The sequence below is a fragment of the Streptomyces sp. NPDC013457 genome, assembly GCF_043089925.1.
GTDB lineage: Bacteria > Actinomycetota > Actinomycetes > Streptomycetales > Streptomycetaceae > Streptomyces.
In genome coordinates this window covers 652,495-677,599 of sequence record NZ_JBICBL010000001.1, presented here as the reverse complement: position 1 = coordinate 677,599, position 25,105 = coordinate 652,495, and the positions used below count along the sequence as shown (strand labels likewise).

21 protein-coding genes are annotated in these 25,105 nt (G+C 72.4%); 13 read left to right on the top strand and 8 right to left on the bottom strand.

Features of this window, described 5'->3' with window-relative positions; genetic code table 11:
• Window positions 1-108 precede the first annotated feature (108 nt).
• The 3 genes from ACF1G2_RS02985 to ACF1G2_RS02975 form a co-directional block, all read right to left on the bottom strand.
• Complete coding sequence (locus tag ACF1G2_RS02985; protein ID WP_391796539.1) at window positions 109-246, bottom strand: hypothetical protein; 138 nt, start codon at window positions 244-246, stop codon at window positions 109-111.
• A 452-nt stretch (window positions 247-698) separates the two neighbouring features.
• Window positions 699-1,841 (bottom strand): ABC transporter substrate-binding protein, encoded by a 1,143-nt coding sequence (locus tag ACF1G2_RS02980; protein ID WP_391796538.1) that lies wholly within the window; start codon window positions 1,839-1,841, stop codon window positions 699-701.
• A gap of 122 nt (window positions 1,842-1,963) precedes the next feature.
• On the bottom strand, window positions 1,964-4,630 hold the full coding sequence (locus ACF1G2_RS02975) for a SpoIIE family protein phosphatase (protein ID WP_391796537.1): 2,667 nt from the start codon (window positions 4,628-4,630) through the stop codon (window positions 1,964-1,966).
• A gap of 543 nt (window positions 4,631-5,173) precedes the next feature.
• Here ACF1G2_RS02975 and ACF1G2_RS02970 point away from each other — a divergent pair.
• The 5 genes from ACF1G2_RS02970 to ACF1G2_RS02950 all read left to right on the top strand — a co-directional run bounded on the left by ACF1G2_RS02970 (window position 5,174) and on the right by ACF1G2_RS02950 (window position 11,063).
• On the top strand, window positions 5,174-7,237 hold the full coding sequence (locus ACF1G2_RS02970; RefSeq protein ID WP_391796536.1) for a SpoIIE family protein phosphatase: 2,064 nt from the start codon (window positions 5,174-5,176) through the stop codon (window positions 7,235-7,237).
• 722 nt (window positions 7,238-7,959) lie between these two features.
• The gene (gene panD, locus ACF1G2_RS02965; protein ID WP_391796535.1) at window positions 7,960-8,385 is read left to right on the top strand and encodes an aspartate 1-decarboxylase; all 426 of its coding nucleotides are present in this window, start codon (window positions 7,960-7,962) and stop codon (window positions 8,383-8,385) included.
• A 27-nt stretch (window positions 8,386-8,412) separates the two neighbouring features.
• Entirely contained in the window at window positions 8,413-8,757 is a 345-nt protein-coding gene (locus tag ACF1G2_RS02960) for a GNAT family N-acetyltransferase (RefSeq protein WP_391796534.1), read from the top strand.
• A complete protein-coding gene (locus ACF1G2_RS02955; RefSeq protein ID WP_391796533.1) occupies window positions 8,754-9,434 on the top strand; it encodes an arylsulfatase in 681 nt (226 codons plus the stop codon). Before ACF1G2_RS02960 ends, ACF1G2_RS02955 begins: the two co-directional genes overlap by 4 nt.
• Window positions 9,435-9,773: 339 nt before the next feature.
• Window positions 9,774-11,063, top strand: a complete 1,290-nt coding sequence (locus ACF1G2_RS02950; protein WP_391796532.1) for a transglycosylase family protein — start codon at window positions 9,774-9,776, stop codon at window positions 11,061-11,063.
• On the opposite strand, the gene ACF1G2_RS02945 is transcribed toward ACF1G2_RS02950, so the two are convergent.
• On the bottom strand, window positions 10,944-11,972 hold the full coding sequence (locus ACF1G2_RS02945; RefSeq protein ID WP_391796531.1) for a DMT family transporter: 1,029 nt from the start codon (window positions 11,970-11,972) through the stop codon (window positions 10,944-10,946). The genes ACF1G2_RS02950 and ACF1G2_RS02945 overlap by 120 nt on opposite strands.
• Before the next feature lie 390 nt (window positions 11,973-12,362).
• Between ACF1G2_RS02945 and ACF1G2_RS02940 the strand changes: the two genes are divergently transcribed.
• The 3 genes from ACF1G2_RS02940 to ACF1G2_RS02930 all read left to right on the top strand — a co-directional run bounded on the left by ACF1G2_RS02940 (window position 12,363) and on the right by ACF1G2_RS02930 (window position 15,062).
• Window positions 12,363-13,088 (top strand): (2Fe-2S)-binding protein, encoded by a 726-nt coding sequence (locus ACF1G2_RS02940; RefSeq protein ID WP_391796530.1) that lies wholly within the window; start codon window positions 12,363-12,365, stop codon window positions 13,086-13,088.
• A 54-nt stretch (window positions 13,089-13,142) separates the two neighbouring features.
• On the top strand, window positions 13,143-14,618 hold the full coding sequence (locus tag ACF1G2_RS02935; protein ID WP_391796529.1) for an SDR family NAD(P)-dependent oxidoreductase: 1,476 nt from the start codon (window positions 13,143-13,145) through the stop codon (window positions 14,616-14,618).
• A gap of 273 nt (window positions 14,619-14,891) precedes the next feature.
• Window positions 14,892-15,062, top strand: coding sequence for a hypothetical protein (locus ACF1G2_RS02930; RefSeq protein WP_352189430.1), 171 nt, complete (start codon window positions 14,892-14,894; stop codon window positions 15,060-15,062).
• 94 nt (window positions 15,063-15,156) lie between these two features.
• Here ACF1G2_RS02930 and ACF1G2_RS02925 read toward each other — a convergent pair whose 3' ends face one another.
• From ACF1G2_RS02925 to ACF1G2_RS02910, 4 genes are read right to left on the bottom strand one after another with little or no spacing between them, the layout of a single operon-like run.
• Window positions 15,157-16,581, bottom strand: a complete 1,425-nt coding sequence (locus ACF1G2_RS02925) for a lipase maturation factor family protein (RefSeq protein WP_391796528.1) — start codon at window positions 16,579-16,581, stop codon at window positions 15,157-15,159.
• Between the two features lie 33 nt (window positions 16,582-16,614).
• On the bottom strand, window positions 16,615-16,785 hold the full coding sequence (locus tag ACF1G2_RS02920; protein WP_391796527.1) for a hypothetical protein: 171 nt from the start codon (window positions 16,783-16,785) through the stop codon (window positions 16,615-16,617).
• A 53-nt stretch (window positions 16,786-16,838) separates the two neighbouring features.
• Window positions 16,839-17,393 (bottom strand): DUF1990 family protein, encoded by a 555-nt coding sequence (locus tag ACF1G2_RS02915; RefSeq protein ID WP_391796526.1) that lies wholly within the window; start codon window positions 17,391-17,393, stop codon window positions 16,839-16,841.
• Window positions 17,381-18,271 (bottom strand): YndJ family protein, encoded by an 891-nt coding sequence (locus ACF1G2_RS02910; protein ID WP_391796525.1) that lies wholly within the window; start codon window positions 18,269-18,271, stop codon window positions 17,381-17,383. Before ACF1G2_RS02910 ends, ACF1G2_RS02915 begins: the two co-directional genes overlap by 13 nt.
• Before the next feature lie 186 nt (window positions 18,272-18,457).
• Between ACF1G2_RS02910 and ACF1G2_RS02905 the strand changes: the two genes are divergently transcribed.
• The 5 genes from ACF1G2_RS02905 to ACF1G2_RS02885 all read left to right on the top strand — a co-directional run bounded on the left by ACF1G2_RS02905 (window position 18,458) and on the right by ACF1G2_RS02885 (window position 25,021).
• A complete protein-coding gene (locus ACF1G2_RS02905; RefSeq protein ID WP_391796524.1) occupies window positions 18,458-19,642 on the top strand; it encodes a DUF6777 domain-containing protein in 1,185 nt (394 codons plus the stop codon).
• Window positions 19,643-19,692: 50 nt separating this feature from the next.
• Window positions 19,693-21,798 (top strand): SpoIIE family protein phosphatase, encoded by a 2,106-nt coding sequence (locus tag ACF1G2_RS02900; protein WP_391796523.1) that lies wholly within the window; start codon window positions 19,693-19,695, stop codon window positions 21,796-21,798.
• Window positions 21,799-21,886: 88 nt separating this feature from the next.
• Window positions 21,887-23,314 carry a wax ester/triacylglycerol synthase family O-acyltransferase gene (locus tag ACF1G2_RS02895; protein ID WP_391796522.1) on the top strand — a complete coding sequence of 476 codons (1,428 nt, stop codon included), beginning with the start codon at window positions 21,887-21,889 and terminating at the stop codon, window positions 23,312-23,314.
• 37 nt (window positions 23,315-23,351) lie between these two features.
• A complete protein-coding gene (locus ACF1G2_RS02890) occupies window positions 23,352-24,224 on the top strand; it encodes an Fpg/Nei family DNA glycosylase (protein WP_391796521.1) in 873 nt (290 codons plus the stop codon).
• A gap of 23 nt (window positions 24,225-24,247) precedes the next feature.
• Window positions 24,248-25,021, top strand: coding sequence for a LytR/AlgR family response regulator transcription factor (locus ACF1G2_RS02885; RefSeq protein WP_391796520.1), 774 nt, complete (start codon window positions 24,248-24,250; stop codon window positions 25,019-25,021).
• Window positions 25,022-25,105 lie beyond the last annotated feature (84 nt).

Below are 25,105 nucleotides of genomic sequence, written 5' to 3'. Positions count from 1 at the left end.
TATCTGTCAGGTTTTCCCGAATTTCCTGTGGTGCGGCGAGCGTTCGGCGTTCGCTGAACCAAGTGGCCTGGTAAGCAGCCCGGTTCGACGAGGATGCTGAAGATCGAGCTAATGGATCTTCTGCTGCTCCAGCCACTTGAAGACCTCGGCCCTCTTGTGCAGAACCTTGGCGTTCCTGCCCCTGCCGATCTTGTATCCCTTCAGGTCCAGTTTCGACGCTTCCCTGTAGACCCAGCTGGTGGACATGCTGAGTATGCGGCGACCTCGGAAGCCTCCAGGAGGACGGGCTCGACGGGCTGTCGCGTGCGGGGTCGGCTGCTTTCCGAGGGATGCGGCTGCGGTTCCATGGGGGAGACGGCTCCTTCAGGCCGGCCTGAGGCTAGGCAGGGTGATGGGCTGCGCTCTGCCGGTCCGCGGTCGCCTTTCCGGAACCGGGCCCGTGCGGTGTTCCGTTCTCCGATGAGGAGCGCTCGCTCTATGTCCTGGCGGACCTGGGGGCGCGGCCGAGCGCTGAGTCGACACCGGACGCCCTTCACCCCTGTGAGGCGGTCAGGCGCCGTCTCGCCGAGCTCCTCGATCTGATCGTCAAACGGTGAGCATGGCCTGTGGTTGGGCCGGACAGCGGCCGCGAGTGCCGTGGCCGCCGGTGTGGGGCCCGGGCGGGCGGGTGCACGCCTGGCCAGGAGCGCCCTTGGCCCTCAGCTCGAGACGGCCTCGGCCCAGCCGCGGTTGACGGTCTCTCTTGCCTTCTCCGTCTGCGCCTCCGTCGGAAACGTCGGCGTGCCCTCGACCGTCGGCAGTTTCTCCGCGGCGGCCTTGTCGAGGGTGCCGTCCTTCTCCATGGCGTCCACGAGGACGGGGCGTGCATAGGCGCCGAGCCGGATGTTCTGGCCTTCCGGGCTGAAGACGTACTCCTGCCACAGACGTGCCGCCGCGGGGTGGGGAGCGTCTCTGTTCACCCCGTTCGCGTAGTACTGAGCGAAGCTGCCGTCGAAGGGGATGGCGGTCCGCCAGTCGACGTCCGTGCCATTCTCGCGGAATTCGTCGGCGTATCCGAGGTTGAGGAAGTCCCAGTCGATGCTGATCGGGGTCTGGCCCTTCGCGATCGTGGCCGGGGTGGATTCGACCGGGATGAAGTTGCCGTTCTCGCTGAGTTCGGCGAAGAAGTCGATGCCGGGCTGGACGTCGTCGAAGGAACCCCCGTTCGCCAGGGCCGCCGCGTAGACCCCGGCGAAGGCGGAGCCGGACTTGGTGGGGTTGCCGTTGAGCGCGACCTTGCCCCTGTACTCGGGCTTGCGCAGGTCGGCGAAGGTCGCGGGGCAGGTCTTGACGCGCTTGGCGTCACAGCCGATCGAGATGTAACCGCCGTAGTTGTTGTACCAGCGGGCCCGGTCGTCCTTCTGTTCCTTGGGGATCTCGTCGTACGCGGCGACCTCGTACGGAGCGAGCAGGCCCTGCCGTGCCGCGGAGTGCGCGAACGAGCCCCCCACGTCGATCACATCGGGGGCGCGGCCTTCGCCCCTGTGCTCCTTCAGGGCGTTGATCTCGTCCTGGCTGGTACCTTCCGGGTTCTCCACGATGACCTTGATCCCGTACTTCTTCTCGAATCCGTCGATCAGTGCGCCGTAGTTGGCCCAGTCGCTCGGGAGCGCGATCGTGTTGAGCGAGCCCTCCTTCTTCGCCGCTGTGGTCAGTGCTGCCATGCCGCCGGCGTCCGCGGCGGAGGTGGCCACCGCGGGTGCACTGGGCGCGGTGGTGGGCTTGTCTCCGCAGGCGCCGAGGGGCGCCGCGAGGACCAGGCAGGCGGCGACGAAGGCTGTCCGGAGACGAGGTGCGGGCACAAAGGCTCCATAACGGGCGGTCGCGTACTGATCGAGGCCAGCGTACGTTCGGCGGCCTCGGCAGCGCAGTCCCAGACGGTGGTGTCCGCGGTCTTCCCTGCGGCTGCCGTACCGGCGCGTTCTCAGAACCCCTCGTCGTCCCACCCGGCCAGGAGCGCCTCCCCGAGATCCATCGCGGGCGGTGCGGCCCCGTCGTGGAGGGCCTGCTCGCTCCAGATGATCTTGCCGCGGGCGGTGTAGCGGGTGCCCCAGCGCTCGGCGAACTGCGCGACGAGGAACAGGCCGCGACCGCCCTCGTCGGTGGCCTCGGCCCGGCGCAGGTGCGGGGAGGTGCTGGACCCGTCGGAGACCTCGCAGATCAGGCTGCGGTCGTACAGCAGCCTCACCCGGATGGGCTCGGTGCCGTAGCGGATGGCGTTGGTTATCAGCTCGCTGAGGATGAGTTCCGTGGTGAAGGCGATGTCCTCCAGGCCCCAGTCCGCCAGTCGGCGGGCGCAGGCGTTGCGCACCGGGGACACCGCCGCGGGGTCGGGGGGCACGTCCCACTCGGCGATCCGCGCGGGGTCCAGTCGGCGGGTGCGCGCCACCAGCAGCGCGACGTCGTCGCTGGGCCTGGTGGGCAGCATCGCGTCGATCACCACGGTGCAGGTGTCCTCCGGGGTGCGGGCGGGCCCGGCCAGAGCGGCGCGTAGCGCTGCCAGGCCCGCGTCCGGATCGCGGTCGCGGCTCTCGATCAGCCCGTCGGTGAAGAGTGCCAGCCGGGAGCCTTCGGGCAGGGTGACCGTCATGGTCTCCATGGGCAGGCCCTCGCCCAGGCCCAGCGGCGGGGAGACCGGCACCTCGGGGAAGGACACGGTTCCGTCGGGAAGGATCAGAGCGGGGCCCGGATGCCCGGCGGTGGCGGCCGTCACCTGCCCCGAGACGGGATCGTAGAGGGCGCACAGGCAGGTGGCTCCGGTGATCCCCTGCCACTCCTGCTCGTCGGTGTCAATGTGGGCGACGAGCTCGTCCAGGTGGCTCAGGAGTTCGTCCGGGGGCAGGTCGAGGGTGGAGAAGTTGTACACGGCGGTGCGCAGGCGGCCCATGGTGGCGGCGGCGTGGAGACCGTGGCCGACGACGTCGCCGACCACCAGGGCCACTCGGGCGCCGGGCAGCGGGATGACATCGAACCAGTCACCGCCCACACCGGCCTGGGCGGCCAGATAGCGGTGCGCGACCTCAACGGCGGACTGCTCCGGTACGCCCCGGGGCAACAGGCTGCGCTGAAGGGTGACGGCCATGGTGTGCTCGCGGGTGTAGCGGCGGGCATTGTCGACGGACAGCGCCGCCCGGGCGGTCAGCTCCTCGGCGAAGGACACGTCCTCCTCGTCGAAGGGCGGGGAGTCCTGGGTCCGCCAGTAGCCGGCCATCCCCAGCACCACGCCCCGGGCCCGCAGGGGCACGGCGATCAGGGAGTGGATGCCGCGGTCCAGGATCTGCAGGGCGTTGGCCGGGTCCTGGGTCCGCCAGCCGTGGGTGGCGCGCAGGTCCGCCTCCAGGACCGCGCGGCTGCCGGCCAGCCCGGCGGCCATGGGGCTGGTGGGAACGAACCGGATCAGCTGGCCGACGGGGTAGAGGGGGTGGTCGCCCTGAAGGCCGACGCGGGCGGTGCGGCGCATCTCGGTGGTCGCTTCGGGCGGCTCCTCGCCACGCAGCACCGGGTCCAGCAGGTCGACGGTGACGACGTCGGCGAACCGTGGGACCGCCACCTCCGCCAGTTCCTCCGTGGTGCGCTCGACGTTCAGCGTCGTTCCGACCTGCATCCCCGCGTCGTAGAGCAACTTCAGCCGCTCGCGGGCCACCTCGGCCCTGCCGGAGAGTGCCCGCAGCTCGGTGGTGTCCCGCAGCGTGACGACGGTCCCGGCCTGCCCGTAGGGCGCGGTGGGCCGGATGTTCACCGCCAGCAGCCGATCGGCTGCCATGTGCAGCTCGTCGGTCGCGGAACGGCCCGATGCGATCGGATCGGCGATCCCCTCTTCCAGACCGAGGTCCGTGACGGGGAGCCCTTCCGCGTCCACCGGCAGGTCCAGCAGCCGCCGCGCCTCGTCATTGGCCAGCAGCAGCCGTCCGCCGCCGCCGACGATCAGTACGCCCTCTCGCACCGCGTGCAGCACCGCGTCGTGGTGCTCGTACATCCTCGTCATCTCGGCCGGTCCCAGGCCATGCGTCCGGCGCAGCAGCCGACGGCTCACCAGAGCGGTTCCGCCCGCGGACAGGGCGAGCACCGCGGCTGCACTGCCGAGGACGACCGGCAGCTGCCGGTTCACCATGCTCTGCACGTTCTGCACCGTGACCGGGGAGGAGACGATGGCGATGACGCGGCCGTCGGTGTCCTTGACGGGGACCACCGAGACCACGGACTGCCCCAAGGACCCTTCGAAGGTCTCGGTGAAGGATTGGCCGGCCACCGCCTTGGAGAAGGGGCCGACGACGTGCTTCCCGATCTGCCGTGGGTCGCTGTGGGCGAGGGTGACCCCGGAGAGTGTGTACACGTTGATGCCGTCGACCCCGGCGATCTTCCGGGCCGCCTCGGCGCTCGGCTGTAGCACTGCGCTCGGATGGGGGCTGCGCAGGGCCGCGACGATTCCCGGAGATTCCGCGAACGTTCCGGCGGCGGCGAGCGTACGGTGCCGGGCGTCCACCATGCCGGCGCTCCGGGCTTGCACCACGAGCGCCACCACCGCGGCGGCGACGAGCAGCACCACGACGGCCAGCTGCAGGAGGAACACCTCGCCGGCCACGCTGCGCACGCTCAGAAGGGAGGACAGACGCTGCGGCCGCCGCGCCTCTCCCTTGGGGGGCTGGGCGTGCTCCTGACGCTCCTGGTGGCTTCCTGAGCGGGGACGCCGAGAGGGAGAGGAAGAGCTCGTGGTTGAGCCGAGCAGCCGACGTCGGACGCGTCCAAGTAGGTGGCTCATACTCCATCTTCTAACCTCTATGGGCCGTCGGCAGCGGGGAGCGACGGTCGCCGAGCCGGCGATCCGGGCCCTTCCGCGGAGCGAGGGTGTGGCGCGGCGCGTGGGGGCGCGGGCGGGATCCGGGCCGCCGCCGCGCCGATGGGGATCCCGCGCCCACACGCCGTGCGAGAAGTCATGCCGGTTCAGAAAAATGGAGGGGTGGACGGGACGAGTTCAACGACGTGCCGGCCGCCGTTACCGCCCTGCTGCGCTGAGCCGGCCACCGGCGGCCGGGGCGTTTCCCTTGGCTCAATCCTCGCCCCGGTGCACTTCGCGCCGCGGAATGCCCATGGTGTCCGGATAATGGATGGAACGGCGAGTGGAAGGGGACATCTCGTGCCATCGGCTCGGCCGGGGGGCGAGGAGACCCACGGCCCGTTCTGGTCCGAGCCGGGGACGCTGCTCGAGCACGTGCCCGTGGCCGTCTTCGGCCTCGATGACGGGGACCTCGTCTGTTACTGGGGGCCCGGCGCGCGGGACCTCTTCGGATATGACGCCACCGCCGTCCTGTCGAGGCCCGGCGCCGTTCTCTTCGCCGACGGGCCCCGGGGCGCCCCCGATCCGTGCGCCCGGCTGACCGAGCGCGGCCGGACCCAGGGTTACTGGAGGGGGCGGCTGCCGGCCCGGCATCGTGACGGCACCGTCTTCGACTGCGGCTTCCGGGCCTTCTCCGTGACCGGATCCGGCGGACCTTCGGTGGTGATGGTCCTGGCGAGCCGTAGTGACGAGCTCGATCGGGTCAAGACCAACCTCGCCTTCCTCGACGCCCTCTTCGAGACTTGCCCCATCGGTCTGGTCATGCTCGACCAGGACCTCCGGTACGTCCATCTCAACCAGGCGCTCGCCGACATGGACGGTCTGCCGATCGAGGCCCACCTCGGGCGGCGCATGGACGAAATCATGATCATGTCCGACGATGGTGAATACCAGCGCATGCTCCGCGGCGTCGCCCTGGGCGGAGCACCGGTCGTGGGGACCCTGGTGGGCATGCGTCCGCGGGGGCATCCGGACCGTGACCAGGTGCGGTCGGTGAGTTTCTTCCCCCTGAGCGAGGCGGTCGGCTCGCGCCCCGGAGTGGGCGGGCTGATGCTGGACGTGACCGACCGGGAACAGGCCATCCTGGAAGCCACCGCCAGCCGTCGACGGCTGGCTCTGCTGGACGGGGCCTCCACTCGCATCGGGACCACCCTGGACGTGAATGTCACCGCCCAGGAGCTGGTCGACGCTGCAATGCCGGACTTCTGCGACGGCGCCGTGGTCGAAGTCGTGGAGTGGATGGACGAGGCAGAGGTCTTTGACCCGGCGCGACCGCTGTTCACCCGCAGAATCGCCTCCGGGACGATCCTGCCCCCTCCGGCCACCGAACTCGTGAGTGGGGTGGAGACGGTGCGGTATCCGCCCGGCTCCGTCATCCACGACATGCTGAGGACCGGTCGCGCCATCTCCGCCGTGGTGAACGAGGAGTTCCTGGCCCGGACCGTCCTCATCGAGTCACGCGCACGGCTCTTCGCCGAGAGTGGGTTGGCCTGCGTCCTCGTTGCCCCGCTCATCGCCAGGGGTACGGTCCAGGGAATCGCCATGTTCGGCCGGTCCGCGGACCGGCCGGCCTTCACCCGGGACGATGTCAGCCTGGCCAGTGAGCTCGCCTCACGGGCTGCGATCTGCCTGGACAACGCCCGTCTGTACAGCCGCGTCCAGGACATCGCCCTCACTCTGCAGCGGGCGTTGTTGCCCAGCGCGTTGGCGACCAGCCCGTACGTGGACGTGGCCCACCGGTACGTACCCGGCAGTCGGATCACCGAGGTCGGCGGCGACTGGTACGACGTGATCAGCCTGCCCGACGGCCGAGTCGTTCTCGTGGTGGGCGACGTGATGGGGCACGGTGTGTCGGCTGCCGCCGCCATGGGCCGCCTTCGTATCACCACCAAGGCTCTGGCCAGGCACGACAGCGAGCCCGACGACCTCCTCACCGAGCTCGACGCATGCGCCCAGGAGGCCGGCATCGAGCTGGCGACGTGCCTGTACATCGTCTACGACCCGAAGAGCGGAGTAGCCCGCATCGCCAGCGCCGGCCACCCCCCGCCCCTGGTACTCCGGCCGGACGGCACAGTGGAGACCATCGACGACGTCCTGGGAGTCCCTCTCGGCGTCGGCGGCTGTCCTTTCCGGACGATCGAGATCGAACTCCCCGGGAACGCGAGTCTCGCCCTGTACACCGACGGCCTCATCGAGACGCGAGGCGCGGACCTCGAGGTCGGTCTGAAGGCATTGCGCGCCGAACTGGGCAGGACCTCAGGCCCGTTGGAAGCAATGGCGGACCGCATCCTTGCGAGCCTGCTGCCCGCCCCGCCGGCCGACGACGCGGTTCTGGTCCTCGCCCGCGTCCGGCGCGCCCATTGAGGAGGCGTCGAGTCCGGTGTGTCTTGGCAGCCGCTTCATCGCTCGTGTGCAGCTCCGTTCAGGACGGCGAGCCTGGCTCGTCCACCAGCCCGACACCGTTGTGCGCGTCGACCAGCACCGAGCCGCCGTACCGGCCCTTCCGGGGCTGGTCGGCGGCCTTCACCGGCCCACCCCTGGGCCTCGATCGTGCGGCCCGCCGCCTCCAGCTCCCTGGCGATCAAGAGGTGGGTGTGGCCCTTTCGGGGCGCCCGGGCCACGCCCGGCTCACCCAGCACCTACCGGTAGTTGAACAGGTCCGTGTCCGTGGCGTCGTTGGCCGAAGCCGACCCGGCGCTGCGGCAGGCACTGCTCACCTACGTGCAGTGCGGCTTCAGCACCCCCCCCCGGGCGGCCGCCGACCTCTACGCGCACCGCAACACCAGTACCTGTGCGGAGGTTCCGACCCTGGACGTCCGACAGGTCTGTGGTGTGTGGACGTGCAGAGGGGCCCGCTCGGTTGACGGCTCATCAGGTAAGTCGGCATTCGGTCAGCATGAGCCGCAGCGCGTTCCCGGAGAATTGCCCGAACAGCCGCCGGTGACGGCGTGAAAGCCCAGGTGAGAGCCGTATCGCCCGGGCAGAGCGATGTTCCTCACAAACATCGAACGGGCGTGTCGGTGTAAAGTCGAGACCGCCCTTGACCTGCAGAAAGCAGGCAGGGAGCCGTCTTAGAGGAGTCCATAGTGCTGCGCACCATGTTCAAGTCCAAGATCCACCGCGCCACCGTGACCCAGGCCGACCTGCACTACGTCGGTTCCGTCACCGTCGACGCCGAGCTCATGGAGGCGGCCGATCTGCTGCCCGGGGAGCTCGTCCACATCGTCGACATCGACAACGGCGCCCGGCTCGAGACGTACGTCATCGAGGGCGAGCGCGGATCCGGGGTCATCGGGATCAACGGGGCCGCCGCGCATCTCGTGCACCCCGGGGACCTGGTGATCCTCATCAGCTACGCCCAGGTCGAGGACGCCGAGGCGCGGGCGCTCGTGCCGCGGGTGGTGCATGTGGACGCGGACAACCGGATCGTCGAGCTCGGGGCGGACCCCTCCGCGCCGGTGCCCGGCGGCGACACCGAGCGCAGCCCGCACGCCGTGGCCGCACACGCCTGACCGCCCGGACCCAGGGAGACGATTCGCATGGCCGAACGGGAGATCCGCGACGACAGGGAGAAGGGGCGCCTGGAGGCGTTCGAGGACGGCCGCTACGTCGGCGTGGTCGTCTACTTCACCCTGGAAACCGAGCCGCACGCCCTGGTGGCCGTGCACACCGTCGTCGAGGAGGGCAACGAGGGCAAGGGCATCGCAGGCTCCCTCGTCCGGGAGTTCTATGCCATGGCCGCCCGCGAGGGCGTTCCCGTCGTGCCCCTCTGCCCGTACGCCGCCGCGTGGGCCGAGAAGCACCCGGACGAGGCCCCCGTACCCCCGGAGGACGTCGTGCGCGCGGCCAAGGCGCAGCTCAAGGCCACACCCGAGCTGTGGTGACCCTCGCGCTCCTGCACACCTCCGAAGCACACGTCCCCGTCTTCGACGGGCTGCGCGACCGCCATCACCCCGGCCTCGACCTGCGGCATCTCGTCGCCGAGGAACTGCTCGTACGGGCCCGGGCCGAGGGCCCTGACGCCGTGTCCGGCGCCGTGCACGACGTCCTCGCCGAGGCCGTCGCGGACGGCGCCGACGCCGTGCTCTGCACCTGCTCGACCCTCGGAGGGGTCGCCGAGCGGCAGGCCGGAGCGCTCGGTGTGCCCGTGCTCCGGGTGGACCGGCCGATGGCGGCCGAGGCGGTCCGCTCCGAGCACCGTGAGACGGGGGTCCCCCCGGCCGAAGGCCGGGGGAGGATCGTCGTCGTCGCGACCGTCGAGTCCACCCTCGCGCCCACGCTCGACCTGCTCCGGCAGGAGTCGGGGGAGCGGACCCCCCTCGTCACGACCCTGGTCGTCGACGGAGCCTGGGACCGGTTCCTGGCCGGTGACCGCGACGGCTATCTGGACGCCGTCGCGACGGCGGTGGACGGCGTCCCGACGGCCGGCGATCCCGTGATCGTCCTCGCCCAGGCCTCCATGGCCGACGCCGCCGAGCGCACCACGACCCCGCTGGCCGTCCTCTCCAGCCCTCGCCTCGGTCTCGCCGCCGCGGCCACGGCGGCGCGCCGACACGGATGAATGGCCCCGGCGGGCGCGGGCATGCGCTCCGGGAGAGCCTGGGGCCGTACCGCCCCGTCGACCGAGAGGCCCGACATGACCCAGCCACCCGTCCCGGCGCCGCCGTCGCCGATCCCGCCGCCCGGCCCGGTGCCGTCCCCGCCGGCCCCGGTGCCCGAGCCGCCCCCGGTGCCGCCGCCGAACCCGGTCCCGGAGCCGCCGGGCCCCGCTCCCGTACCGGGTCCCGAACCCCAGCCGGAGCCGGGTCCCGCCGGCCGCTGAGCCCTTGTCACGGCCTGTGACCTTCCCCTACCGTGGGCGACTGCTGATGCCTTCAGCCGAGGGGTTCAAGGGGGGGCCATGGCCTTACGGGGACGACACCGCCGGCAGCAGCCGAGCCGGATCAACGCCGCGTCGCTCACCGTCACGGCGAGCGGCGTCGGCATGGCGCTCCCGCTGGTCGGCGCCGGGACGGCCCAGGCGGCCTCCCTCGACGTCTGGGAGAAGGTCGCCGCCTGCGAGTCCTCCTCCAACTGGCGCATCAACACCGGCAACGGCTACTTCGGCGGCCTCCAGTTCAGCCAGTCCACCTGGGAGAGGTACGGCGGCACGCACTACGCGCCGCGCGCCGACCTCGCCTCCAAGGACCAGCAGATCGCCGTCGCCGAGAAGGTCCTGAAGGGACAGGGGCCGGAAGCCTGGCCGACCTGCTCCACACGCGCCGGGCTCGGCGCGGGGAAGACGGGCGTGACGCCCGCCTCCCTCCCCCGGCAGCGGACCGTTCAGGCCAAGGCCCCCGCCGCGCCCGCGCCCGCCACGCCGACGACCGTGCCGACGGTCCGCGAGATGTACACGGTCACCCCCGGCGACTCGCTCTCCCGCATCGCCCGCGAGGAGCGGGTGAAGGGCGGGTGGCAGCGGTTGTACGAGGCGAACCGTACGGTGGTCGGCGACGATCCCGACCTGATCCACCCCGGCCAGAAGCTGACTCTCCGGATCACCGCGCCCGCGAAGCCCGGACCGGCGGCGAAGCCCCCGGCGGCCAGGGCCCCTGCCGCCAAGCCGCCCACCACGAAGCCCCCGGCCGCGAACGCACCTGCCACCAAGGCACCCGCCTCCACCACCAGGCCCGTCTCGAAACCGTCTTCCAAGCCCGCCGCCAAGCCCGCGGCCACGACGAAGCCCGTCAGCAAGCCGGCGAGCAAGCCCACGAGCAAGCCCGCGACCAGACCCGCGGCCGGCGCAGACAGCTTCTCGGCGCCCGTCTCCGCCTCCATCGGCACCCGCTACCGCGTCTCCGGTTCCTCCTGGTCGAGCGGCTACCACACGGGCGTCGACTTCCCGGTCCCGACCGGCACCTCCGTCAAGGCCGTCGCCCCCGGCCGGATCGTCTCCGCCGGGTGGGGCGGCGCGTACGGCTACGAGATCGTCATCCGGCACGACGACGGCCGCTACAGCCAGTACGCCCACCTGTCCGCGCTCTCCGTGCGCGAGGGCCAGCGGGTCAACGGCGGGCAGCGCATCGCCCGTTCAGGATCGACCGGCAACAGCTCGGGGCCGCACCTGCACTTCGAGGTGCGGACGGGTCCCGGGTACGGCTCCGACATCGACCCCCTCGCCTACCTGCGCGCCCGTGGGGTCGCGATCTGACACCTGCCGGACCGCCCCCCGGCGATCCGCCGCCGTCAGGTCGGGGGGCGACGGTCGATCTGACACCGACAGGGAGTCCGACGACGTCGTCAGCCGCTCGACGGTGAGCTGGACGATCCCGAGCGCCGCCACGGCGCCGCAGATCAGCGCGGCGACCGTGCCGGCGGCGCCGTAGCGGAAGGACTCGCCGAAGAGCGTGAGACCGACCGTCGCGGCCACCACCGGGTTGACCACCGTCACGGTCGCCAGCGGGGCCGCGAGCCCGGCACCCCGGTACGAGGCCTGCGAGAGCAGCAGCCCGGTCACGGCCAGCGCCGAGAGGACCAGCACGCTGGGCCACTGGGCGAGCGGCGCGCTCGACGTCCACTCCACCGCCACGGTCTTGGTGAAGACCGAGGCGATCCCGAACGAGACTCCCGCCGCTGCCGCCAGGACGATGCTGCGCAGCACCGGCCGGCCCAGCAGGTGCGCGGCGGCGAACAGCACGCCCACCACGGCGAAGGTCCCGCCGGCGAGCAGCCAGCGCTCGGCGTCGGCCAGGGACTGAGTGTCGGCGCCGCCCGTCAGGCTGAGCAGCCCGGCCAGACCCACCGTGGCCATGAGCGCGCCGCGCCAGGCCGTGCGCCCCGCCTGCCGTCCGACGAAGAGCGCTGCCATGGGCAGAGCGAAGACGATGGTGAGGGCGCCCAGCGGCTGGACCAGACTGAGCGGACCGTAGGCGAGCGCGGCCACGTGCAGCACCGCGCCGAGACCGTTGAGCAGCACGGAACCCCACCAGGCCGGGCTGCGCAGCGGCGCGTACGTGAGGCCTGCGGCGGAGGCCGCGACCCGCTCCTGCACGATCGCCGCTGCCGCGTAGGCGACCGCCGAGACCAGTGACAGGAGCACGGACAGCAGGAGGGGGCTCATACATACAACGATCTCTCTTCCGGGCGTTCACGTCGTCGTACCTGGGAACGCCTTCGGTCGTACTGCCGTCGCAGTACGGCGCCGTCGCGTACGGCCTGAGATGTACGCCCGCGCAGGTCAGGAGGGGTGGAAAGCGGCTTTTCCGGCATCCGGTTCGAGGCGGGCGCCCAAGATCCGCGCCCTGTCGGAGGCCTCAACCCGAGCCGGTCGACGCCGGATCCGGGCCACTTTGGCCTGCGGTGCACCGGGCCGAAGCCGTCCCGGAGCCGTCCCGAAGCCGGGCCGGGGGCGAGGAGGGCGGGTCGAACGGTCAGGGTCCCGAGCGCTACGGTGATCCTCGGTCACCGGCCGCGACGTGGCCCGGGTACGACACGGCCAGGAGGCGGCGCGGTGGATCTCGTCGAGAGCGGACGGGTGGGCGGTTTCTTCGCCCTGCGGACGACCGTGCCGGAGACGGGCGGCGCGCATCTGCCTCTCGCGGACCTGTACGCGGGGGAGGACGGCCCGCTCTCCGCCCGCGTCGACCGCGTGGGCGCCCGCCTCGGGGCGCCCGAGCGGCGGGTCGCCGCCTCCATCGCCCACCTGGGACTCGCTGCCCGGCTCTGGTCGACGGCCCTCGGCCCGGCCGCGCTCTTCGGCCGCTTCCCGGACCTCGACCCGGCCCGGCTGTACTGGGACTCCGCCCTGACCTCGCCCGACGACCTGTGGTGGGCGGGCACGGCCACCCGCCCCGCCACCGTGGCCGACCTCCGTGAGGCCGTTCAGCTCGCCCATCTCGTCCCCCTGCACGAGGCCCTCCGCCGCGACGGACGGATCTCGCCCCGGCTGCTCTGGGGGAACGCGGGTTCGGCCCTCGCAGGGGCGCTGCGGGAGCTCACCCGCTGGGCCCGCGCCCGGGACCGGCCCGAGGTCGCCGCCCGCGCCGGCGCGCTCGTCACCGGCCTGTTCGCCCACCCCGACCTGGCCGGGACCGTCCACGGCCCGGCCCTCCGCCGCAGCAGCTGCTGCCTCTACTACCGCTGTCCCGGCGGCGGGCTCTGCGGAGACTGTGTGTTCGACCACCCTCCCGGGCGAGGAGGCCCCACGGGTTTGGAGACAGGGCCACAGGCTCCGTAAAGTTCATCTTTTGGAACGACTGGAACGACCCGCGATCGAGGAACGGCAGAGGCCATGACGGTGACCGAAGAAACCCAGGGGTACGGGCCGGGCATCGACCCCGATCGCCTGGCCGTCTGCCTGAGCGTGCTCGACGAGCTCGACAAGCTGGAGGTCGACCACCCCGACGCGATCGCCGTCCGCCGCGCCACCGCCGGTATCTACCGCACGGTGAAGCAGCGTCGCCGCCAGGAGCGCCGGGCCGCGAAGACCGCGCACGACAAGGCGGTCACCGAGGCCACCGCCACCGGCTCCGCCCAGCGGATCGACGACGAGACCGAGGGCCTGCTGCCCTCTTCGGTCACCGAGGCCGGCAGGATCGCCGGAATACTCCAGCGTCCCCGGTCCTGCTACACCTGCAAGACGCGGTACGTCGAGGTCGACTACTTCTACCACCAGCTCTGCCAGGACTGCGCGTCCCTGAACCGCGCCCGTCGCGACGCCCGCACCGACCTCACCGGCAAGCGCGCGCTGCTCACCGGCGGCCGGGCCAAGATCGGCATGTACATCGCCCTGCGCCTGCTGCGCGACGGTGCCCACACCACGATCACGACCCGCTTCCCCAAGGACGCCATCCGCCGCTTCAAGGCCATGGAGGACTCGGCGGAGTGGATGCACCGGCTGGAGGTCGTCGGCATCGACCTGCGCGACCCCGCGCAGGCGGTCGCCCTGGCCGAGCAGGTCGCCGAGCAGGGCCCGCTGGACATCCTCATCAACAACGCGACGCAGACCGTGCGCCGTCTGCCCTCCGCCTACTCGGCCCTGGTCGAGGGCGAGGGCGCGCCGCTGCCCGCCGGGGAACTCCCCGCCCACCACGTGATCGGCGCCTTCAACTCCGGCGCGGTGGACGGTCTGACCGCGCTGCCCGTCGGTGTCAGCGGCCTGGACGCGCAGAAGGTCGCCGACCTCGCCCTGGTCGCGGGCAACGCGAGCGTCGAGCGGCACCGTGACGGCAGCGCCATCGACGCGGGTGGACTGGTTCCTGACGTCGTCGAGACCAACACCTGGGTGCAGACGATCGACCAGATCTCCCCGGTGGAGCTGCTCGAGACCCAGCTCTGCAACTACACCTCGCCGTTCATCCTGATCAGCGCGCTGCGGCCGGTGATGGCCGACGCCGCCAGGAAGGCGGCCAGCGGGCGCGCCTACATCGTCAACGTCTCCGCGATGGAGGGCGTCTTCGGCCGCGGGTACAAGGGCGCCGGCCACCCGAACACCAACGCCGCGAAGGCGGCGATGAACATGGTGACGAGGACCAGCGCCCAGGAGATGTTCCAGAGCGACGGCATCCTCATGACCTCCGTCGACACCGGCTGGATCACCGACGAGCGTCCCCACTTCGACAAGCTGCGGCTGGCCGAGGAGGGCTTCCACGCCCCGCTCGACCTCGTCGACGGCGCCGCCCGCGTCTACGACCCCGTCGTGCGCGGCGAGGCGGGCGAGGACCTGTACGGCTGCTTCCTCAAGGACTACGCGCCCGGCAACTGGTAGCCCACGCGGCCTCTGCCCCGGTTGCACCACCGCGTCAAACCGCTCCGATGTCCGAAATTCACTCGATTGCGTCACACTTCTCAGCCCCATGGAGCGCCGGGGCGCTCATTTGGTTAGTCTGATGCCCACGGTCGACCACCCGGGATTCACCAAATCCTCACGGTCGGCCTGGGGACTGGCCTGCCACCAAGGCCGCGGTCCCGCCCGAAAGCCGGCGCCACCGCGACCGAAACGGCCATGTCCTCATAGGTACGCGACACAAGGGAGTGCGCGGTGACACCAGAACTGACGAAGCAGGAACAGCGACCGGCCGAACGCCCGGAGCGGGCCCACCGCCCCGGTGAGCTGGGAAGCCTCGATGTGTGGGCGCATGCTGCACCGATCCGGCTGGCGGGCTACGAGGACGACCTCGCGGAGCCCCACATCCTGCCCGGTATCGACTGAGTCGTACCGCTTCATTCGTGCCCCCGGACGCCCCCGCGCCCGGGGGCACGGGTATGTACCCCCCGGCCCGCCCCGCCTCGTGGCCGGGGGCGGGTCAGCGTCGGGCCGTGCTCCCCAGTTCCACCGGCGGCAGGTACTCCCGTACCAGCGTGCGGTGCCACCACGCCCCCGTCTCCCTCAGCTCCCGCCAGGTCGTGAAGCGGTAGCGGTAGAGCCGGGCCCGGACGAGGGCCGGCGGCGCGTCGGGGAACGGGTTGTGCCGCAGCAGCCGCAGGGTGTCCCGGTCCCCTTCGAGCAGTCGCTCCACGAACGGCCCGAACCAGTCCCGGGCGTACACGGGGGAGAGCGCCGCGAACCACATCAGCCAGTCGAGGCGCAGATGGTACGGAGCGAACTGGCGCGGCACCCTCCGCGGATCTCCGGGCTTGCCCTTGAAGCCGTACTCCTTCCACACCGTGCCGGCGTGCGGCACGCGCTCGTCGGTGCCCTCCACGACGATCTCGTCCCGGATCCTGCCGACCGTGCCGAAGGCGCCGTACGAGTTGACCAGGTGGAACGGGTCGTACGAGCGGTTCATCGCCTGGCGCCGGGAGAGCAGGTTGCGCGCCGGGCGGTAGCTGCGGACCAGGACCAGGGCGGTCACGGCGGTGACCACGACCACGTACCAGACCGGCGGGTCGGGCTGGGGGTGGTGGCCGCCCACGAGGAGCGAGCCGTCCACCGCGGAGAGCGCGAGGACGATCGTCAGCCAGTTGAGCCACGCGAAGTTCCCCGAGAGCACCAGCCACAGCTGGGTCGCCACCATCAGGCCGGCGGCGACCGTCGCCACCGGCTGCGGGGTGAAGAGCAGCACCGGGACCAGCAGCTGGACGACGTGGTTGGCGGCCACCTCGGCGCGGTGCAGCGGTCGGGGCAGACGGTGGAAGAACCAGCTGAGCGGACCGGGCATCGGCTGGGTCTCGTGGTGGAAGTAGAGGCAGGTCAGGTTCCGCCAGCAGCGGTCACCGCGGATCTTGATGAGCCCCGCGCCGAACTCGACGCGGAACAGCAGCCAGCGCAGCAGCCATAGGACGAGGACCGGTGGTGCGGTCTCGTCGTTCCCGAGGAAGACCGCGAGGAAGCCTGCTTCGAGGAGCAGCGACTCCCAGCCGAAGCCGTACCAGGTCTGACCGACGTTGACGATCGAGAGGTACAGGGCCCAGAGCACCGCCCACCCGAGCATCGAGAGGGCGAGGGGCACGGCGTCGCCCGCGCCCGCCACCAGGGCGAGGGCCAGGGCGGCGCCGGTCCAGGCGACCGTGGCGAACAGCCGGTCCGAGTAGCGCCAGTGGAAGAGGCTGGGGGTCCGGCGCGGCTCCACCCGGCGCAGATACTCCGGTACGGGCAGCATGCCGCGCTCGCCGATGAGGGCACGGAACTGGAGAGCGGCGGACAGGAAGGCCACGACGTAGAGGCCCGCGAGCCCCCGCTGGAAGACGATCCGGCTCAGCCAGTAGTCCGGTGCGGTGAACCACTCCATCGCTTCCAGTATCGGCGCTGGACGGAGCGGGTGTCAGCCCTTCTCGTCCTCGTCCCGGCCGCGCACGCCCTCCGCCTGGGACGGCGTGGTGCGGGCCGTCGCGGGGTGCCGGTGGTCCCGCTGGAGCGCGTCCATGTCCTCTTCCAGTCGCTCGCCCTCGGCCTGCGAGGGAGTGCTGTACATGTCGTACTGGTCCTGGCCCACGGCAAGCCTCCCGGGTCGGAACATCTGCCTACAAGGGGAGCGTAACCCCGGTGTCATCCCGTGGCGCGCCCCGCGACGACCCGTGCGAGCGTGCGGCCGAGACGGCGTGCGTAGGCCCGCTGGAGGGCGGGGACGAGAGGGCCGGCGAGGCGTGTGTACCAGGTGGCGGGGCGGCTGAAGGCGGTGACCGTGAACCAGACCGTGCCGTCGGGGTGGAGGTCGACGACGAAGGACTCCTCGCCGCTCTCGGGGTGTCCGGCGCGGGTGCCGTACGCGAAGCCGATGCGGTCCCGCTCGTACGCCGTCCAGATCACCTCGCAGGGTGCGCCGAGGCGGACGGGACCGACGCCGACCGAGACCTCGACGAAGGCGCCGGGTTCGGCGCGGACGGCCCGGCTGCGGACCTGGGCGCCCGAGGCGCGGTGCATCCGCCAGGTCGTGACGGCGGCCCCGGCGCTCTCGAAGGCGTCCCGGCCCCGGCCGACGCGGACCATGTGGTGGAGGTGGTGGTACCCGCCGGGGAGGACGTCGCGCGCGGTGGCGCCGACCTCGCGGTAGTTCAGGGGAGCGGCGGCCGGAGTGGCGAGGTCGCGTATCAGACGGGCCATGGTGCGGTCTCCTTCGAGGGGGCGGTCGCCCGCAGGCGGCGCCAGGCGAGCAGCGAGCAGAGAGCGAAACCGAGGGCGTTGCCGAGGCCGTGGGTCGCGGCCATCCAGGTCAGGTTCGGGTGGGGAAGTCCGGTGGCCTCGCCGAGCGCCCAGCTGAGCGCGAGCAGCATGGTCGCCACGAGGACGACGGCCGAGACGGCGAGGAGCCCGCGGGTGACGCGGTCGGGGGCGCCGATCCGCAGGTCGCGCCAGGTGGCCAGGGCGACGGCCCACATCCCCGCGGTGAGGACCACCGCCCCGGCGAGCTCGGCCCAGTCGTCGACGAAGTAGCCGGCCAGGACGAGCAGCGTGCCGAGCGGGACGCTGAGCGCGGCGAAGCGCGTGGCGGGTCCGTCGGACGTACGGCAGACCAGGCCGGCCACCAGGGCGGCGGCGAAGCCCGCGAAGTGGAAGTGGGGCACGGTCAGGGCCAGGATGTCGAGGTCGAAGCCCAGCAGCTCGTGGCCCGCCCGTTCGGCGACGAGCGCGAGTCCCGCCACCGACGGGGTCACGAGCGCGGTGAGCACGGCGACCTCCGAGGGGGCGAGGGCCCGGAGACCGCCGGGCCCCCTCCCGGTGGGTGGCGGGCGGAGGAGCACCGAGAGCCGGGCCGGGGCGCAGAGTGCCAGCGCGAGCGTGGCCAACGCGTAGACGGCGGCGAGCGCTGCGGTGGTGGGGGAGCGGGGGAGCCAGAGGGCCACGGCTCCGGGCAGGGCGAGCAGTGGCCAGGCGCGCCGGAGCAGGAGGAGGCCGTGTGGCCGGGGTCCGTCGACCAGTCCGAGGCCGGCCGGGACGACGAACATGCCCAGCATCACGATGAGGCCGACCAGCACGGACATGGGCCGCTCCACCCCCTGATTGAACGTGTTCAAACTTGCTGCACCAGAGACTAGGGCCTCGACTGAACGTGTTCAAGTCTTCTTCTCGGCCGGCTTCCCCCGCTCGGCCCCGCTCCGCTTGCCGCCGAGGCCCCGGTGCGACAGACATGAAGGAATGTCTCGGGGTGGAAGAGGCGGGAGATCCACGTGCGCTCACCCATGCGCCGGTCGTCACGGCCCCACGTCACCGCACCGGCCGTCGGAGTGCTGGCCCTGGCGCTGCTCCTCGCGGGCTGCTCGGCCGGCGACGGCGCGGGCGAGGGCGGCGCCGCCCCGGACCGGACCGCCGCCGCCTCCCCGGAGGTCTTCCTGCAGCCGGTCGCCGACCAGGGGCCCGACCCGTTCACCGCCTCCACGGCCCGGGCCGGCGACCCGTCCCCGGCCGCAACGGCCCCGCCCGGCAGCTCCACGGGCGGAGCGATCCGCGAGGTCACGGGATCCACACCCGGGCTCTACGGCGGAACCCGGGCGGTCGCCAGCTGCGACGTCGAGCGGCAGGCCGGGCTCCTGACCCGCGACGGCGACAGGACCCGTGCCTTCGCCGAGTCGGCGGGCATCCCCGAAGCCGGTGTCGCCGGCTGGCTGCGCGGCCTCACGGCCGTCGTCCTGCGCGCCGACACCCGCGTCACCAACCACGGCTACCGCGACGGAGGCGTCACCGCGTACCAGTCCGTCCTCCAGGCCGGTACGGCGGTCCTCGTCGACCGGTACGGCACGCCGCGCGTGCGCTGCGCCTGCGGAAACCCGTTGCGCTCACCGGTCGCCGCCCAGGGCGCCACCCACCGGGGGCAGCCCTGGTCCGGCTACCACCCCGACCGTGTCGTGGTCATCCGGCCGACGACGACGGTCGTCACCAGCCTGGTCATCGTGAACATCGTCGACAGCACCTGGATCGAGCGGAAGACGGGCACCGGCGGCGAGCGGGACACCCACCCGGCCGTGATCCCGCCCTGCGACCCCGCCGCGTGCGACCTCACCGGAACGCCGACGCCCGTGCCGTCCCCCTCGGTCACGGACGGCTCGCCCGAGCCCGACCGCGGCGAGCCGACGCGCCCCGACGGCTCCACGCCTCCCGGAGACGTGTCCCCGCCGGCGCCGCCGACCACCGAGTGCCCGTCGTACGACCCGTATCCGAACGGCACGCCGGACACGGCGTCCCCGGACACCACCACCCCGGACCCGTCGGTCCCGCCCGGCTGCCCCACCCCGACCTGGTCGGAGCCGCCCGTGGAGCCGCGGCCCGAGCCGGAGCCCGAGTCCGACGCGCCCTCCTTCGAGGACCTGTTCCCGGTGGAGACCGCGCCCCAGCAGCCGGAGACGTTCGAGGGCTGAGGCGTGATCTCCGCCGTGCGAGCGGCCGGGCCTGCGCCTAGCGTGGCCACATGAGCGCGGGTAGCGGGGGCGGCGAGTCGACGGAGCCCTGTCGCTGCGAATCGGGCACGGGCGGTGTGACGTGCTGCTTCCTCCGTGACTACGGTCGGGCGTTCCGCATGGGCAGCTTCGACTGGGATCTCGTCGCGGGCCTGATGACCATGGACGAGGGTGCCCTGCGGGTCTTCGACATCAGCCGCGACGAGTACGACGGCCACCCCGCCACCCTCTCCTCCCGTGTGGGGCCCGACGAGGGCAGGCAGCTCGACACCCTCGTCTCCCACGCGCTCAAGGACGGCAGCCACCACTACGGCGCCTACTTCCGCGTCCGCACCCGGAACGGCACACCCCGCTGGACGCACACCGAGGGGGAGATCCTGCGGGACGAGACCGGCCGTCCCGTCCGGATCGTCGGCATCGTCCGGGACGCCTCGGAGGAGGTCAGCGAGCAGGCCGTCCGGCTCGGTCTGGACGAGGGCAGGCGCGAGCGCACCAGCGTCGTGGAGTCCACCACGGCCGCCCTCGCCCACGCCCGGACGGTGCAGGACGTCATCGACCTCCTCAACGACTCGCACGGCCTGGAGTCCTTCGGTGCCACCAGCCTGGTCATGGGGCTCATGGAGGCCGGCCGGATCCACCTCGTCGCCGAGGGCCCCCAGGGCGCCTTCGTGCCCGGCACCCGGTTCACCCGGGTGGACGAGCCGTACCCGATGGGCGAGGTGATCCGGACCCTCAGACCCCGGTTCATCGAGTCGCCGGACGACTTCGCCGCGTCGTACCCGATCCTGTGGCCCCACATCAGCGGACTCGGCATCACCTCGGCCGCCTACCTCCCGCTGATCGCCCAGGCCCGGCCGATCGGCGCGCTGGGGCTGCTCTACAGCGACCGGACCGGCTTCAGCCCCGACGAACGCAACCTGCTGGTGGCACTCGGCAGCAGCATCGCGCAGAGCCTCCAGCGCGCCATGCTCTACGAGCAGGAACACGACCTGGCCGAGGGGCTCCAGCAGGCGATGCTGCCGCGCCGCATCCCCGACGTGCCCGGCGCCCAGATAGCGGTCCGCTACCGCTCGGCACGTCTCGGCCGGGACATCGGCGGCGACTGGTACGACGTCATCCCGCTGCCCGGCGGCCGGGTCGGCGCCGTCATCGGAGACGTCCAGGGACACGACACCCACGCCGCCGCCGTGATGGGGCAGCTGCGGATCGTGCTGCGCGCCTACGCCGCCGAGGGCCACACGCCCGCGACGGTGATGGCCAGGGCCTCGGTCTTCCTCCACGAGCTGGACACCGACCGCTTCGCCACCTGCACGTACGTGGAGGCGGACCTCACCACCGGCGCCATGCAGGTCGTCCGCGCCGGCCATGTCGACCCGCTGCTCCTCGACACCGACGGAAGCTGCCGCCGGCTGCCCGTCGACGGCGGGCTGCCCCTCGGCCTGTCGGCCGAGTTCGACCGGCTCGACTACCCGTCGACGACGCTGGGGCTGTCCCCCGGGCAGACCTTGCTGCTGTACACCGACGGGATGGTCGAGAAGCCCGGCTCCGACCTCGACGACGGGCTGCGGTGGCTCTCCTCGCTGGTGGAGGAAGGGCCGCGCGACCTCCAGCCGCTCGCCGACCACCTCTGCGAGGTCGTGGACGAGCGGGGCGGCGAGGACGACATGGCGCTTCTGCTGCTGCGGCGGCAGGGGGCGTACTTCCCGCAGTCGGGCGGCCGGCTCCAGCAGCACGTGGCGCAGAGCGATCCGGAGGCGCTGCGGTCGGCCCGGCACATGATCCGTGCGGCCGTGCGGGCCTGGGGAGCGGGGGAGCGCTCGGACGAGATCGAGCTGGCCGCCGACGAGCTGATCACCAACGCGCTGATGCACACCGACGGCGGAGCGATCGTGACCCTGCGCATGCTGGCGGGTCCGGAACGGCGGCTCCGCGTGGAGGTGGAGGACCGTTCCAGCGCCCTGCCCCGGCGCCGGGAGGCCGGCGAGGCGGGCGTCTCCGGGCGGGGTCTGATGCTCGTGGACCGCATCTCGGACGTCTGGGGCGTCGAATCGCGAGGCAGCGGAAAGTGCGTCTGGTGCGAATTCATTGTTAACTCTGCGTACATAGATCGTACTTGACCGTAACGGAGCGCACGCGATTGACTGCGGTGTCCGCCACCCTGGTTTCCGCCACCCGGTTTCCGCCACCTGAGGACATGGGGATCTCTTGAGCAGTCAGCTTCTGGCACCTCTCGACCTGGCTTTCTGGCATCTCGAATCCGCCGACCACCCCATGCACCTGGGCGCCCTCGCGCACTTCGGCCCGCTTCCCGGCGACGGCGACCCGTCCGCCGTCCTCGACCTCCTCGGAGACCGCGCCGCCGCCATCCCGCGCCTGCGGATGCGGGTCCGCGACGTCCTGCTGCCCGTCGGCGGGGCCGCCTGGGCCACCGACAAGCACTTCGACGTACGCCGTCACGTACGGGAGATCGCACTGCCCGGCGCCGACTTCGGCGCCGAGACCGCCCGCCTGGCCGGCGAGCTGATGGAACGGCCGGTCGAACGGGGGCTGCCGCCCTGGGAGATGTACCTGCTCACCGGTGCGCCCGACGGCTCCTTCGCCGTCCTCGTCAAGCTCCACCACGCCCTCGCCGACGGCATGCGGGCCGTCGCCATCGGCGCCGGCATCTTCGACGAGATCGCCGCTCTCGCCCGCCGTACCGGTTGGAAGGCGGGCACCAGAGGCGACAACGCGGACGGGCGGCGGAGTCCCGTCGCCGTACCGCCGCGCTCCTGGCTCCCCGGTCCCGGCCGGATCGTGGGCGCCGCCCGCGAGCGCATCGGCGACCTCGGCCGGGCCGTCGAGGTCGGCGCCTCCGTCGTCGGCGCCTCGGTCGCCCGGGCCGGCCGGCTCGACCCGCCCGCCACGGCCGCACTCGCCGCCGACTCCAGCGGCACCCGGCGGGTCGCCACGGCCGTCCTCGACCTGGAACGCGTCCACCGGATCCGCCGGACCTCGGGCGGCACCGCCAACGACGTCCTCCTCGCCGTGGTCGCCGGTGGCCTGCGCCGCTGGCTCGACGGGCGCGGCGAACCGCTCCCCGGCGCCGACCCGCGTGCCCTGGTCCCCGTCTCGCGCCGACGGCCCGGATCCCCCGCGGCCTCCGGAAACAGCCTCTCCGCCTACCTCCTCAGCCTGCCGGTCACCGAGCCCGACCCCGCCGTCCGGCTCGCCGACGTACGCCGTGCCATGGACCGCAACAAGGCCGTCGGCCCCATGCGGGGCGCCGGGGCCGTGGCCGTGCTCGCCGACCAACTGCCTCCGCTCGCCCACCGCTTCGGCGCACCCCTGGCCTCCGGAGCGGCGCGGCTCCTCTTCGACGTCCTCGTCACCAACGTGCCGCTGCCCCGCTCGGCCCTCTCCCTCGGCGGAGCACCCCTGCGCACCCTCTTCCCGATGGCCCCGCTCGCCCGCGGCCAGGCGCTCGCCGTCGCCATGTCCCCGTACGGCGGCCGCGTCCATGTCGGCCTGGTCGCCGACGGCAAGGCCGTCCCCGACCTCGACGCGCTGGCCACCGCGCTCTCCGCCGAACTCGACCTCCTCGAGGGTGCCGGCCTCCCCGTCGGACGCGGGCCCCTCGGCGGGGCCGGCTGAACGCGCGGCCGGACGGCGGCTGCGGCAGGGTGGAGCCATGCCCGAACTGCCCGAGGTGGAAGCCCTGCGAGAGTTCCTCGACGAGCACCTGGTGGGCAAGGAGATCGCCCGCGCCCTGCCCGTCGCGATCAGCGTGCTCAAGACGTACGACCCGCCTCTGAGCGCCGTCGAGGGCGCCACCGTGACCGGGGTCGCCCGGCACGGCAAGTTCCTGGACATCGCCACCGACGGCGCGGCGGGGCGGCTCCACCTCCTGGTCCATCTGGCGCGCGCGGGCTGGCTCCAGTGGAAGGACCCCCTGCCCTCCGGCGTCCCCCGCCCCGGCAAGGGACCGCTCGCCCTGCGGACCGCGCTCACCGGCGGCGACGGCTTCGACCTCACGGAGGCGGGCACCACCAAACGCCTCGCCGTCCATCTGGTCAGGGACCCCCAGGACGTACCCGGCGTCGCCCGGCTCGGCCCCGATCCGCTCGCCGGGGACTTCGACCTCGCCGCCTTCACCGCCCTGCTCACCGGGGAACGCCGCCAGCTCAAGGGCGCCCTGCGCGACCAGAGCCTGATCGCCGGGATCGGCAACGCGTACAGCGACGAGATCCTGCACGTGGCGAAGATGTCGCCCTTCAAACCCACCCAGAACCTGACCGAGACCGAGACCGCCGTCCTCTACGAGGCGATGCGGACCACGCTGCGCGAGGCCGTCGAACGCTCGCACGGGGTCGCGGCGGGCAGACTCAAGGCCGAGAAGAAGAGCGGGCTCCGGGTCCACGGCAGGACCGGCGAACCCTGCCCGGTCTGCGGGGACACCATCCGCGAGGTCTCGTACCGGGACTCCTCGCTCCAGTACTGCCCCACCTGCCAGACCGGCGGCACCCCCCTCGCCGACCGCCGCACGTCCAAGTTCCTCAAATAGTCATTTCCCCTAGACTCCGCCGCATGCTGCGCGTACTGGCCGTCGACGACGAAGAGCCGGCCCTCGGGGAACTGCTCTACCTTCTCCGTGCCGATCCGAGGATCCGCAGCGCCGAGGGGGCGACGGACGCCACCGGGGCCCTGCGCAGGATCGGGCGGGCGCTGGAGGCCGGGCCCGACGGGGACGAGGCCATCGACGTCGTCTTCCTCGACATCCACATGGCGGGGCTCACCGGCCTCGACCTCGCCCGGCTGCTCGCCGGCTTCGCCCGGCCGCCGCTGATCGTCTTCGTCACGGCGCACGAGGGATTCGCCGTGCAGGCCTTCGACCTCAAGGCCGTGGACTACGTCCTCAAGCCGGTGCGGCGCGAGCGGCTGGCCGAGGCGGTCCGCCGCGTCCGCGAGCTGGTGCACGCCCCCGCGGCCCACGCCACCGCGGGCCACGCCCCCGCCGCCGTCGCGGCCCCCGAGCAGATTCCCGTCGAACTCGGCGGCGTCACCCGGTTCGTGGCCGTCGACGACATCGCCTATGCCGAGGCGCAGGGCGACTACGCGCGCCTGCACACCGACGAGGGCAGCCACCTCGTCCGCATCCCGCTCTCCACCCTCGAGGAGCGCTGGGCGGCCCGTGGCTTCGTCCGGATCCACCGCAGCCACCTCGTCGCACTCGCCCGCATCGACGAACTCCGGCTCGACGGCGGTGCCACCTCCGTCCGGCTCGGCTCCACCGAACTCGCCGTGAGCCGTCGCCACGCCCGCCAGCTGCGCGACCTCCTCATGCGCCGCGCCGGCGGCTGACCCGGCGCGCCGTCACCGCGGACGGGCGCGCCCCGCCTCTGCCGCCGGCGGCCCAGCCGTACGCCTCTACCGTGCGTGAGCGCC